The sequence below is a fragment of the Paenibacillus sp. FSL K6-1096 genome (assembly GCF_037977055.1).
Lineage (GTDB): Bacteria > Bacillota > Bacilli > Paenibacillales > Paenibacillaceae > Paenibacillus_AQ.
Genome location: NZ_CP150274.1, coordinates 210,682 through 224,000, shown reverse-complemented (window position 1 = coordinate 224,000; position 13,319 = coordinate 210,682). Strand labels below are relative to the sequence as shown.

Genomic DNA, 13,319 nt, shown 5'->3' with positions numbered 1-13,319 from the left:
ATGTAGATACACGAAAAAGCCTTCCCCGAAAGGATAGCTTGTTCGCGCAAAACGATCATGTTGTCACAATCGCAGCCCCTGCCTGCACTTATCCGCGTCTGATCCTGGAGCTTCTTCGTTCAATCAGTGTGGGCGGCATGAGAATATCCACACGGCTGGTAGGGACCTCCTGATCCATCCGGCTGAGCAGCACCTCCAAGGTGGTCTTGACCATGTCGCTGATCGGCTGGTGGATGCTGGAGATCTCCATGACCTTGGACAGGTAGGTATCGTCGAAGCCAATGACGCTGACTTCCTCGGGAATGCGGATCTGCCGCTCCTGGGCAGCCCGGATGAATTCCAGCGCCATGACGTCATTGCCCGCGAACAGGCAGGTGAACTCAGGGCGGCCCGCCTGGTCGAGATATTGCTCGATATCCCTGCGGATCATGAAGCTGTTGCTGGACGTATCATGGACCTGGATAAAGTGCCTGGAATCAAAGGCAAAGCCGTTCTCCTGCAGCACGGTCTCGAAGCCGTAAAACTTCTCCCCGCTCTGCTCCTCCCCGATGTATCCGAAGGTCTTGTGCCCGGCATGGACGAAGCTTTCACCCGCCAGCTTGCCGGCCTGAATATGATTGACCGCCACACTGTCGAGCATGGCCGGACTCTGGGTGATCACAACTGCAGGGATATCCAGCTTGGAGATCCGCTCCAGGTTGAAATCGCCTGTGGGCACGATAATCATGCCGTCTACCTGCCGGGATACGAAATTCTGAATATTCTCCCATTCCGTCACCGGATTGAACTTGGAGTTATGGAACAGCACGCTGTAGCCGTGCTTCCTTGCTTCCAGCTCCAGAGAATCGATAATTTCCACGAAATAGGGATTGTAAATCTCCTTCACGCTGATGCCGATAATGTGGGCGCTGCTCCGTTTGAGCGTCTGCGCCGCTTTATTGGGGACATAGCCCGCCTCTTCAATCACCCGCATCACGGCATTGACGATCTCTGCGCTGACGCCCTTATGCCCGTTAATGACCCGGGATACTGTAGGCTGGGAGACCTTCGCCCGTCTGGCAATTTCCTTCATCGTCAGTTTGGCCATCGAGTAAACTCCTTTCAGAGTTACTATATCATAAAAGCGGCTAATTCGATAATATATTCTGAATATTCTAAGGAATAATTGGAATTCGTATTCATATATATTATCTCTTGAATAAGAAAACCTCTCTCAAATATAAAATTCTTACTCGTTAAAAACGAACTACTTCTATATATGCACCGAAAAAATGGTGTGTAATCACTGGAATTTTCGCTTTTGTAAGCGTTGACATCACATAAAAATGGGTGTTAATATAAAATCGTTAAAAGTTAAGCTTTTGCGAATACGTATTCAATAATATTCAGAAAGAGGTGAGAGCAATACGTTATATCTGCGCCAGCCATGCTAACGAGCTTCAAGCAGGTTCCGTGCTTACTGCGGCGGAACGACACACGGGAGGAGCATAACCATGAGGAATAGAATTGCGCTTCGCCAAGTTATCAAGAGCTGGCAATTGTATGTACTCCTGCTGCCTGCTTTGCTCTATCTCTTCCTGTTTCAATATGCGCCGATGTATGGAATCATCATCGCCTTCAAAGATTTCAATCCGGTCCAGGGGATACTGGGCAGCCCCTGGGCGGGGTGGAAGCACTTTGAGACCTTTTTTCAATCCTATATGTTTACGGATGTCCTGGTTAATACGCTGAAGCTGAGCGTCTTCTCCCTGCTGCTCGGCTTCCCCGTCCCGATTCTGTTCGCGCTGCTGCTCAATCAGGTCCGCCGGCAGTTTTTCAAACGCTTAATACAGACGGTGACTTACGCGCCGTACTTCATTTCGACGGTCGTCCTCGTCTCTATGCTGAATGTGTTCCTGGCGCCGAGCACCGGCTTTGTCAACAATCTGATTACGATGTCCGGCGGTGAGGCGGTCAATTTCATGGCCCGTGCCGAATGGTTCCGCACAATCTATATCACCTCGGGCATCTGGCAGAGCATGGGCTTCAGCGCCATCATCTATCTGGCCGCGCTGAGCGGCGTTAATCCCGAGCTGCATGAGGTGGCAACAGTAGACGGCGCGTCGGCTGTACGGAGAATCTGGCATATCGACCTGCCCTCCATCCGGCCGACGATCATCATTATGCTCATTCTCGGTGTGGGCAGCGTGATGGCTGTCGGCTGGGAGAAGGCGTTCCTGATGCAGCAGGGAATGAATCTGCCGGCCTCTGAGATTATCTCGACCTATGTATATAAGGTAGGGCTGCAGAATGCCCAGTACAGTCTGGCTACCGCCATCGGGCTGTTCAATTCGGTCATCAATTTCTCGCTGCTGATCGTGACCAATCAACTGTCCAAAAAAATGACGCAAAACAGTCTCTGGTAAGGTGGTGTTACCATGAAAGGCCTAACTCTCGGCGACAAGCTGTTTCATATTTGCAATTATGTGATCATGAGCGTCATTGCTATTGTCATCCTCTACCCGCTTTACTTCGTCCTGCTGGCCTCCTTTACGGACCCGGATCAGGTGAACCAGGGCGGCCTGCTGCTGTTCCCCACCTCGGTCTATCTGGACGGCTTCAGGAAAATTTTCGAATACAAGCCGCTGTGGGACGGTTACCTCAATTCCATTCTGTATACCGTGATCGGTACCTCGATCAATCTGGCGGTGACGCTGCCCTGTGCCTATGCGCTGTCCCGCAAAGAGCTTGCGGGCAAAACGCCGGTGATGATGCTGTTTGCGTTCACTATGTTTTTCAGCGGAGGGCTGGTTCCGACATATCTGCTGATTTCCAATTTGGGGATGCTGGATACCCTGTGGGCCATCACCTTGCCAACTGCCGCGTCGGTGTGGAACATCATTATCACGCGCACTTTTTTCCAGAGCAATATCCCCGATGAGCTGCTGGAGGCCTCGGTTATGGACGGGTGCTCGGATTTCCGCTTCTTCTTCTCCATCGCCTTGCCGCTGTCGAAGGTGATCGTTGCAGTGATGGCGCTGTTCTACGGGATTGCCCACTGGAATTCCTTCTTCGAGCCGCTGCTGTATCTGAGCAGTACGGAGAAGTTCCCGCTGCAGGTCATTCTGCGCAATCTGCTCATTATGAATGAAGCCGGGTCCCGGATGGTGGTTGATCCGATGTCCCTGGCGGCACAGCAGCGGATTGCAGAGCAGCTCAAATACGGGGTCATTGTGGTGGCCAGCCTGCCGCTCCTGGTCATCTATCCGTTCCTTCAGAAATATTTCACCCAAGGCGTCATGATTGGTTCGATTAAGGGATAGAGCATCACGGAATACCGGTTCACATTCTTGCACCGAAGGGAAGGTCAGAAGAGATGAATTCAAGACAATGGACGAAGGGTTTACTGGTGTCATTCGTGTCTGCCGGCTTAATCGCAGGCTGCTCCGGGAACAACGCAGGCAATGCCGGGGGCGCGGCTGCTCCCGAATCCACCGATCCCAATGCACCGACCAGCATTACGATTGTACGCGGCAAGGACCCCCGCAATCTGCCGGTGGAGGAGATGCTCTGGTACAAGAAATACAGTGAGATCGCGCCGAAGAACGTGACCATCAAGTGGGAGGAAATCCCGAATGAGTCGGTGGATGAGAAGACCAATCTGATGCTGGCCGGCAACAACCTGCCGGAGGCTTTCCTGGGCACGATGAGTGTCGGCAAGGTCATGAAGAACGTCAAGTCGGGGATCTTCCTTCCGATTGAGGATTACATTGATGATATGCCTTATTTCTCCAAAGTGCTGGAGCAGCGGCCGGAGTACCGGGCTCTGATTACGGCGCCGGACGGCCATATCTACGGGCTGCCCTATATTGAAGAGATGTTCGGCCTGATCACGAATCAGGGGATTCTCTCCATCTATAAGCCCTGGCTGGATCAGCTCGGTCTGCCCGTGCCCACCACGATTGATGAATACCGCGATACGCTGAAGCAATTTGTGGAGAATGATATGAACGGGAATGGGCTAAAGGACGAGATCGGCCTGGCCCTGGCGAATAAAGGGGCGAACTCGGGGATTGGCTCCTGGCGCAACAACGCTGATTTTGGGCAATTCTTCGGATTATGGGGTCAGATGGACCGCGGGGACAGCATGTTCCTGGATGAGAACGGCAAGATCTTTAATACGGCTTCCACTGAAGCTTACAAGACAGGGATCCGCTACCTTCATGACATGTATAAGGATGGACTGATTGATCCCGAATTCACCATTACGGACGGGCCCAAGCTTCAGGCCAAGCTGCGCAACAAGACGGTAACGGTCGGCTCGGTGGTCCATTTCTCGGTGTTGGATGTGGCGGGTGAGAAGGTCGCAAATGATTATGTGCCTATTCCCTATCTGAAAGGTCCCGGAGGCGAGTACGGCGGCCGGGAGAACCTGGTGGAGATGCATAACCCGCTCGCCTTCGTATTAACAACGAAAACGAAGAATCCGCGGGCGGTGCTGGCCTGGGTGGATTCCATGTATGCTCCCGAATGGTCCGTGCAGACGAACTGGGGACCGCTGGGCTATCAGTATAAGAAGAACGACAAGGGCGTGATGGTGTTCGATACGCTCAAGGACGGCCTCGACACCTATAACGATATGCGGGTGAGAAATACCATTGCAGGCAATTCACCGGTGGCCATCCTGAAGGAGTATTACGATACCGTCGTGGAGTATCCGCAGGATGCACAGGATATTCTGAATGATATGAAGACAGTCGGCTATCTGGATAAGCATCTCGGTGACCCGTATATCCCGCATACCCTGTTCTATGATGCAGATACGGCGGACCGGATGGCCCTTCTCTCTCCGCAGATTTATGGCCTGATCGATACCAGCCGCAAAAAATGGATCACAGACGGCGGCGTGGACAAGGAATGGGATGCCTATCTGAAAGAGCTGGAGAAGGCGGGGTTACCGGAGTTCATTGGTTATGTGCAGGAAGCCTACGACCGTTATCAGGCAAATCAGCAGCAATAATAGACATGGGATGGGATGTGGAAATATGGAAGCATTTAGACCGAACTATCATTTTACACCGCAAAAGCATTGGATGAACGACCCGAACGGACTCGTGTTCTTCGGCGGGGAATATCATCTGTTCTATCAGCATCATCCGGAGAATGCCCTGCCGGGGCCGATGCACTGGGGCCATGCGGTCAGTACCGATCTGGTGAGCTGGGAGCATCTTCCCATCGCCTTGTACCCGGATGAGCATGGGGTGATCTTCTCAGGGAGCGCGGTGGTGGACTGGGAGGATTCCACCGGCTTCTTCGGTGGCAAGCCCGGATTGGTGGCAATCTTCACCCATCATGACCGGGTGCCGGGAACGGATACGGTTAGAGAGCGGCAAAGTCTGGCCTACAGCCTGGACTCCGGGCGGAGCTGGATCAAGTATGAGGGGAATCCGGTGCTGGCGGGCGGCCGGTTCGTGGATTTCCGCGATCCGAAGGTGTTCTGGCATCCGGACACGAAGCGTTGGGTCATGATTCTGGCCACGGGTCAGACCGTCTGCCTATACCACTCCCCGAACCTGAAGGAATGGACATTCGGCAGTGAATTCGGGCAGGACCAGGGACTGCACAGCGGGGTCTGGGAATGCCCGGACCTGTTCCCGCTGAGCGTGGACGGCGATCCTGCCCGCACAAAGTGGGTGATGCTGGTCAGCGTCGGCAGCGCCGGGCTGCCGGAAGGCTCCTGCACCCAGTATTTCATCGGGGAATTCGACGGCATCACCTTTGTCAATGACAATCCGCCCGGCACTGTGCTGAGGCTGGATTACGGCCGGGACAATTATGCCGGTGTGAGCTGGTCGGATATCCCGCAGGCGGACGGACGGCGGATCTATCTGGGCTGGATGAGCAACGGCCGGTATACTACGGTTACGCCAACGGCGGAGGAAGGCTGGCGAAGCTCCATGACGGTGCCGAGAACACTGGCGCTGGAAACCCGCGCCGGCCGGATCAGGCTGATCCAGCGGCCTGTCCGTGAGCTGGAGCGCCTGCGGACACCGGTCCTATACCTGGGTAATGTTCCGGTAACGGAAGCCGCGCAGTCCCTCGCGGAGCTTGCGCTGGACAGCTTCGAGCTGATTGTGGAGACGGCCTCACTTCCGGCAGCGGATTTCGCCGTGAAGGTCCGGGTGTCCGCTTCGCGGCAGACGGTGATCGGCTACAACGCAGAGCGGCACGAGGTGTATGTAGACCGCACACAGTCCGGCCTGTCCGGATTCCATGAGGACTTCGCCGGGGTTCACAGGGTGAAGCTCGCGGAGGATTCCGGCCCGGTCCGGCTGCAGATATTGGTTGACCGCTCCTCGGTGGAGGTGTTCGCAGGTGACGGCGCGGCGGTGATCACCGACCTGATCTATCCCGAGCCGGAGGCATCCGGACTTGCGTTGACGGTTTCCGGGGAAGAGCTCCTGCTCCGGCGGCTTGCACTGTACAAGCTGGAGTATACGGAGTAAGCTTGCGGAACAATCAAGTAGTCGGCTGCCCTTGAACTGAGCAGCCGACCTCTCGCACCACTGTTCGGTATACGGTGGTTCAACCGCTTAAGTGTAGTTTATGTAATTGCTCGTACTGTGCCGGGAAGTCATAATTCCCGGCCTGTGCGAGCTTTTCGTTGGAATAAATGCCGTTGACCGCCCCCCTTTAACGCTGCCGACAATGATCAGCCCCCGGTTCAGCCCGGGATACGGGTGTTACACCTGAATGCATTCAGTTCGTAGCGAACCATCAGAGATAAGTGTATTCTGTGCAACTAAAAACAGTGAAAGGGAAAGCGTTTCGCTTCTAATTGTATTCCATACAATTAACTTTGCCCGATTGGGCGAAAATCCAGATATAGTGACATTTTAATTGCACGAAATACAACTAAACATAGATTTGCCAGTACATAGGGCGATTTAGTTGTACAGAGTGCAATTAAGGCTACCCTGTGCACTCTAATCGGGGTGCACAAACCTTCGCCAAGCGACTGGTTAAAGTAATTTTCACGAGTGAAATCTGATGGGCTATTCATAACTATAATAAAGGCCATCGTAATCGATGGCCTTTAACCGTTCAACGGGACCTTCCCGCTTATTTCACATAAAATGTAGCGTCCTGTTGATCTACAGACGTTGATATCGTCGATATCTCCAGCAAGCCGTTCCGGTGTCTCATATAAGCTCCCGGAATGTTGTAGGATTCAAAGGAAGCCGCCCATGAGCCTGTCAGTCCGGCGTGCAGCTGCCAGGTGGCATCATTCTTGAACAGGGTAGAATTGTCGTTCGCCTCCAGCCAGACCTTCCCGTCCCTGTGACGGAGATAGAAGCCCGGTTTGGTAACGGATTCGATCGATACAGAGGATTCATTCGCCAGTCCCTTGACCAGTCTCCACTGGGATTCTGCACTGTACTGTCCTCCGTCGATTCTTCCTCTCCCGTCCTGATATTGCACATAGCTGTGCATGTTGAAGCTCTCCAGCTGATTGACCGGAAGCTCCGTATCTACCCGGACCAGCTTCCAGTTCTGCGTATCCAGATTATTGGCTCCCCACTGTATGACCTTGGTTCCGGCCGGCGAGCCGCCCCCGGCATTATCCAGCATCAACCCGCTGTGCCCGTTCATGACCGTGTAATAGCTGCTGCCTTTGTAGGCGAATTTCCAGCGCTGGATGTCCAGGTCATTGTTCGCCGAGAGGATGACCTTGGTCCCCGGAGTCGTCACTCCGTTTGGGTCCTCCCAGACCAGATTGTTGTTTACACTCATTCCCCGGAAAAAGCCGTTATTCCGGTAATCCAGTCGCCACCATTGGGTATCCGCGTTAAGCTCACCCCACTGGATGATTTCGGTACCGGCCGGTGAACCGCCTCCGGCATTATCCAGCAGCAGGTTATTATTCTGATTGATCAGCTTGTAGATTCCGCCGGATACAATCGAGGAATCCCCGTTCACCTGAGCCACATTGGCGCGGACTTCATTCCGGTCCCCGACCTTCACCGTGTTGACTTCCAGCAGCATTGAATTGCTGAGGGGCAGAAGCGTTCCGCTCCAGGCCGCAGGTGTGTTCTGATTGGAGCCTTTTACCGTAAGCGGCGCATCGACCTGGGTCCAGGTGGCACCGTAGTCACCGCTTGTAAACATTTTATTGGCGGAGGAGACCACATCGGTCATGCCGCGCACATATAATCTGCCGTTTGCCGTCCCGTCATCGATATAAGCAATCTCCGGCGTCTGGGAGGCGCGGTAGATCCCTGTACCGACTACGTTCCCCAGATCCGTTGCACTTCCCCAATCCACTCCGTTGGCTGACGTTTTATAGCGAACGGCGAAATTCGGGGCCGCCCCCAGCATCTCGAAGAACATGAAATAGGTTCCGTTCTTCACCTTCACGACCCGCGGCATCCCCGGACGCCAGTCCCAGTTCGACGAATTGCCGACGATAATACTGTAGTTCCCCCAAGTCAGGCCTCCATCACTTGAAATCTCCCGGGCGATGGCCTGATTATAGCCCGGCTGCCGTTCATCCGAATAATAACAAATCAGGCGCCCGTCGCTGGTAACTGAGAATTCCGGCTCCCATGTGCGCTGGGTTCCCGCAGTTCCCCGTGCAGCCAGATTGCTATGGAACTGCCAGGTAGCCCCATTATCCGTGCTTCTCCAGATGTGGATCGTGTACGGAACCGAATTGTTCCAATCCGTCGACGCGAACAGCAGCGTTCCCGCCGGATAATCTCCGACCTTCTGCGGCAGCACATATAACGTGGTCATCCCTTGCTGATTCCGGTCCAGCCCGTAATTATTGGGATCAATCTCACTGAGCAGAGACCAGGTCGCCCCGCCGTCCGTGCTCTGGTAGAACGGAAAAGGCTTCATGCCTGTCCAATCGGCAGTTCCGGGGAATCTCCGGGTGAAGGTGCTTAGCAGATTCCCGTTCTCCAGCTTCACTGCTCTCGCATAATACGGCTCCGGCTCCGCCGCACTGCTGGAGATTACCGTTCCTGTCGTTGCCGCCTGTACAGGCGCTACCGAAATGCCCATGACGAGCAAGGCTGCGATTAGCGTCAATAGCATAGCTTTTTTCATACCGATCCTCATCCCTTCGCTATAAAATTAGATAACAAGAAATGAATGGCCGCTTGCCTACTCTCCTGACGGTGCTGCAATATCCTCAGCCGCACTCACCGGAATGCCGAAATCCGGGGTTCCATCCTCCTTCCAGGTGAACTTTTGAATACAGGTTGCCCGCAGGCCCGCATCCGCACCCGGAGCGGGAAGGGCGTGATAGACGATCCAGTCCTCCTCCCCGTCCGGCGACACGGTAAAGCTGTTATGACCGGTGGCATAGACTCCGTTCTCGGCACTTTTGCGGAATACAGGGACTGGAGATTTGGTCCAGGAGGACGGTTCCATCGGGTCGGCCGACTCCTCCATAGTCAGCATGCCCAGCGCGTAATCCTCCGACCAGGTGGTGCTGGCCGAATAGACAAGATAGATGCGTCCATGACGGTGCAGCGTCACCGGCCCTTCATTAATGGCCATCCCCCCCTGCTTCTCCCAGTCCAGCGTTGGAGCTGTAAGCAGAACGTGATCCCCTTCCAGGGTCCACGGGTTACTCATGCGCATGATGTAGATCGCCGAACCATAATCAGGGAAATGTCCATATCCGGCATACAAAAAATAAAGCTGCTCATGCACGGTAATCACCGTTCCATCCAGGCCGGGAACAGGAGTCGGCAGCGCGCCCCTCCACACCCATTCCCCTTCCAGCGGATCGGCTTCCCCGTTCTCCAATACACAAATGCGCCGCGACTCATCGCCTCCGCCGTCATTGGCGGTGAAATAGATATACCATTTATCGTCCAGATGATGAATTTCCGGTGCCCACAGGTTGTAGCTGTACCGTCCATTAGGCTCCGGTGACCAGATGATCTTCTTCCGGCCTTGGGCAAGCCCGGTCAGGCTGGAGGACCTTGTAAGCCCCAGCCCTCCGGCCTGCGTGTGCATGAAGTAATAATTCCCGTCGGTGTGCCTCAGTACCCAAGGGTCGGCAGCGCGCGCGACGATGGGATTGCGAAAGGTTTCTGTACCTGCCATGTTCTTTTTCTCCTTATCTTATCGGTGTTATTGTTCAGCCCTTCATCCCTGTTAAGGCAATGCCCTCAACGAAATATTTCTGTGCGAAAAAGAACACCAGCAGCGTGGGAATCAGCGCCAGCACGGAGCCGGCCATAATATAGGTCCATTGCGAGGTATAGAACCCCTGAAAGGACGCAAGCACCAGCTGCAGGGTGTACTTCTCGGGCGAGTTGATATAAATCAGCGGCCCAAGATAATCGTTATAGCCTGCTATAAAGTTCAAGAGTCCTTGCGTAATCAAAGCCGGCTTAGATAGCGGCAGCATGATCCGCAGGAAGGTGTGGAACGGATTCATTCCGTCTACCTTGGCCGCATCCTCCAGCTCCTTCGGGATCGTCATGAAGAATTGTCTCAGCAGAAATACGGCTGCTGCCGCCCCGAACATCCCCGGTATGATCAGCGGCATCCAGCTGTCAATCCAGCCGATGGTTTTGAACAGCATGAAGGTCGGAATCATTGTGACCACACCGGGAATCATCATGGTAGCCAGTAGCAGTCCGAACAGCAGATTCCTGGCCGGAAATTGAAGCCGCGCAAAGGCATAGGCTGCCAGCGCGCTGGTAAACAAGCCTACCAGACATGGCAGCAGGATAATGAGTAAGGTGTTCACAAACCCTTGAACAATATCAGATTCAAACAATACGAAATGATAGTTACTCCATTCCAAATGCTGAGGTATCCATTTCGGCGGCATTTCAAATTCCATTCCCTGCTGCTTCAGCGAGGTGGACAGCATCCACAGAAAGGGAACCGCCATAACCAGCGCTCCGGCCGACAGGAACAGATAGGCGAAGCCTTTGAAGGTACGCTCTTTGGCCTGTTTGTGGCTGACCCAGGGGCCGCTTGCTGTTGGTATTCTCGTACTCACGCGTATCCTCTCCTATTCATAGTGCACCCAGCGCCGGGAAAAGTAGAAATTCAGCAGTGTGACGGCCAGAATGATGAACCCGAGAATCCACGCCATAGATGAGGCAAACCCCATATTCATATACCGGAAGGCATTCTGGAACAGATAGTAGACAATCGTCGTTGTAGAATAGTTCGGCCCGCCTTCGGTCATAATCTGGAACCGCGGGTAGTCCTGAAGCGCCCCGATGATGGCGGTGATTAGAATATAGAGTGTGGTAGGCGAGATGCAGGGAACCGTGATATGGCGGAACCGTTGCCAGCCGTTTGCTCCGTCAATCTCTGCCGCTTCATAGAAGCTTCTGGGCACGCCCTGCAGCGCCGCGAGATACAGCACGATATTGATGCCAAGGCCCGACCATACCCCTTGAATGATCATGGCCGGCATCGCCCACCGTTCACTGCTGAGCCAGGCCGGCCCCTGGATGCCAATCAGCTCAAGCAAATGGTTCAACAATCCGTAGGTATCATTGAATATCCATTTCCAGAGCAGTGTAAGTGCGATGACCGAGCTGATCGTCGGCAGGAAAAACATCGTCCGGAAAAAGCGGATACCCCGGATTTTCTGATTCAACGCGGTGGCAAAGCCCAGCGAGCAGATCATGCCAATAGGGATGCTAAGCGCCGAATAGAGCGTATTGCGCAGGGTTTTCCAGAACAGCTCGTCCTGAACCAGCTTCACATAATTGTCCCCGCCGTTGAAAACGGGCGTCTGGTACCCGCTATAATCCGTGAAGCTTACATAAACTGAATAGCTGAGCGGGATGAACGCAAACAGCAAGAATCCCAGGATGGGTGCAGCAATGAATGAATAGGCCCATAGATATTCCCTTTGCTTCATTTGAACAGACCTGAGTTGCCCTCTTTAATGGCTGCATCGATTTTGGGCTTCAACTCATTTAATACATCAGCTGCGGACTTCTTGCCCTCCCACATCGGAGCCAGCCCTTGGGCGAGCAGATCGTACCATTTGGCGTTAGGCAAGGCCGTCCATGGTCCTGAGACTTGTTTTTCGACCGCCTGGATGAACACCTCGGCATGCTCCGGCTTCTGACCCGGCTGCAGGAAGACATCCGTTGACGCCATCGACTTGAAGCTTGGGATGGAGAAGCCCATCAGGGATTGCTCCCTCTGCCCTTCCGGTCCGCCAAGATACTCCACTAATTTGTAAGCCGCTTCCACATGCTTCGTCTTGCTGTAGATGGCCAGTCCTACCGAACCGCTGATCCCGCCCCAGTCCTTGCCGGACAGCGGCGCTACATCCCAGTCGAAGCCCAGCTTGCGGAATTCCGGTACCATCCAGCGGCCGCTGACCATCATCGCCAGCTTGCCTGTCTTGAACATCTCACTGTCGTTCAGATCCTTGAGCGCAGCCGAGCTTGGAACGACACCATGTTTGTTGGTAAGATCCGCGGCAAACTGCAGAGCATCGATGGTCTCCTGGCTGTTGCCGGTGAATTCCTGTTTGTTGTCGCTGAGGAACTTGCCGCCGTGTGCCAGCACGAAGTCCTCCCACCAGACAGGTCCCATCCCATATTGGGTGGTCTTGCCATTCTTGCTGACCGTCAGCTTCTTGGCCGTATCCAGCAGCTGCTCCATGGACATTGGCTTCTCTGCGGACAGGAACGGAACATTCATTTTGCTGAAAATATCCTTGTTGTAGTACAACACATGAGGACCAATATCCTTGGGCAGCGCATACAGCTCACCTTGACCATTCGCCGAGCCGTCATAGCGGTAACGGTCAAGGCCTGAGGCCCACATGTCGGCGGTATCAATGCTGCTGTTCTTCACCAGATCCCCTATAGGCAGCAGCAGATCCTGGCTCACCCAGCGGCCAAAGTCGCCGTCCGGCACATACAGCACATCGGGGGCATTGCCTCCGGCCAGAATCGTATTCATCTTCCCTACATAATCCCCCGAGGGTATGTGCAGATAATCGACTTTAATGGTGGGGTTCGCCTTCTCGAAGGATTGAATCAGCTTGGTGAATACCTCCTTCTCCGACGGATCGCCCCATCCGGCGAACTGAATCTTCACCTGACCCCCGGCATCAGGGTTATTTCCGGCTTCCGCCTCCTTCTTGCTGTTACCACACCCGGCCAGGCCGCCGGTTAGTAGTGCCACGGATAGAGATAAGAGCAGAACCTTGCCGGAATTTCTTTTCGGTGCATTCATTTGATTTGACACCCCTTAACGATTAATTTATTTCCTGCTCTTTAATTATTAGGGGAGACGCTGTCCGGAACAATTGTGAAACCGCTTTAGTT

Annotated in this window: 10 protein-coding genes; 4 read left to right on the top strand and 6 right to left on the bottom strand. The window is 54.0% G+C overall.

Features of this window, described 5'->3' with window-relative positions; translation table 11 throughout:
• Nucleotides 1-88: 88 nt before the first annotated feature.
• Complete coding sequence (locus tag MHI24_RS00895) at nucleotides 89-1,087, bottom strand: LacI family DNA-binding transcriptional regulator (protein ID WP_340023683.1); 999 nt, start codon at nucleotides 1,085-1,087, stop codon at nucleotides 89-91.
• A 406-nt stretch (nucleotides 1,088-1,493) separates the two neighbouring features.
• Here MHI24_RS00895 and MHI24_RS00890 point away from each other — a divergent pair, with 406 nt between their 5' ends.
• The 4 genes from MHI24_RS00890 to MHI24_RS00875 are packed head-to-tail and all read left to right on the top strand — an operon-like array spanning nucleotide 1,494 to nucleotide 6,485.
• Nucleotides 1,494-2,405 carry an ABC transporter permease subunit gene (locus MHI24_RS00890; RefSeq protein WP_340023682.1) on the top strand — a complete coding sequence of 304 codons (912 nt, stop codon included), beginning with the start codon at nucleotides 1,494-1,496 and terminating at the stop codon, nucleotides 2,403-2,405.
• 12 nt (nucleotides 2,406-2,417) lie between these two features.
• On the top strand, nucleotides 2,418-3,302 hold the full coding sequence (locus MHI24_RS00885) for a carbohydrate ABC transporter permease (RefSeq protein WP_340023681.1): 885 nt from the start codon (nucleotides 2,418-2,420) through the stop codon (nucleotides 3,300-3,302).
• A gap of 53 nt (nucleotides 3,303-3,355) precedes the next feature.
• Nucleotides 3,356-4,999, top strand: a complete 1,644-nt coding sequence (locus MHI24_RS00880; RefSeq protein ID WP_340023680.1) for an extracellular solute-binding protein — start codon at nucleotides 3,356-3,358, stop codon at nucleotides 4,997-4,999.
• Nucleotides 5,000-5,024: 25 nt separating this feature from the next.
• Nucleotides 5,025-6,485: a glycoside hydrolase family 32 protein gene (locus tag MHI24_RS00875; RefSeq protein WP_340023679.1), complete on the top strand. Its 1,461-nt coding sequence runs from the start codon at nucleotides 5,025-5,027 to the stop codon at nucleotides 6,483-6,485.
• Nucleotides 6,486-7,101: 616 nt separating this feature from the next.
• Here MHI24_RS00875 and MHI24_RS00870 read toward each other — a convergent pair.
• From MHI24_RS00870 to MHI24_RS00850, 5 genes are read right to left on the bottom strand one after another with little or no spacing between them, the layout of a single operon-like run.
• Nucleotides 7,102-9,090: an AbfB domain-containing protein gene (locus tag MHI24_RS00870; protein ID WP_340023678.1), complete on the bottom strand. Its 1,989-nt coding sequence runs from the start codon at nucleotides 9,088-9,090 to the stop codon at nucleotides 7,102-7,104.
• Between the two features lie 57 nt (nucleotides 9,091-9,147).
• Nucleotides 9,148-10,101 carry a glycoside hydrolase family 43 protein gene (locus MHI24_RS00865; protein ID WP_340023677.1) on the bottom strand — a complete coding sequence of 318 codons (954 nt, stop codon included), beginning with the start codon at nucleotides 10,099-10,101 and terminating at the stop codon, nucleotides 9,148-9,150.
• 34 nt (nucleotides 10,102-10,135) lie between these two features.
• Nucleotides 10,136-11,011, bottom strand: coding sequence for a carbohydrate ABC transporter permease (locus MHI24_RS00860; protein ID WP_340023676.1), 876 nt, complete (start codon nucleotides 11,009-11,011; stop codon nucleotides 10,136-10,138).
• A 12-nt stretch (nucleotides 11,012-11,023) separates the two neighbouring features.
• Nucleotides 11,024-11,890: a sugar ABC transporter permease gene (locus MHI24_RS00855; RefSeq protein ID WP_340023675.1), complete on the bottom strand. Its 867-nt coding sequence runs from the start codon at nucleotides 11,888-11,890 to the stop codon at nucleotides 11,024-11,026.
• Entirely contained in the window at nucleotides 11,887-13,227 is a 1,341-nt protein-coding gene (locus MHI24_RS00850; protein ID WP_340023674.1) for a sugar ABC transporter substrate-binding protein, read from the bottom strand. The genes MHI24_RS00855 and MHI24_RS00850 overlap by 4 nt, the downstream gene beginning before the upstream one ends.
• Nucleotides 13,228-13,319: the final 92 nt, after the last annotated feature.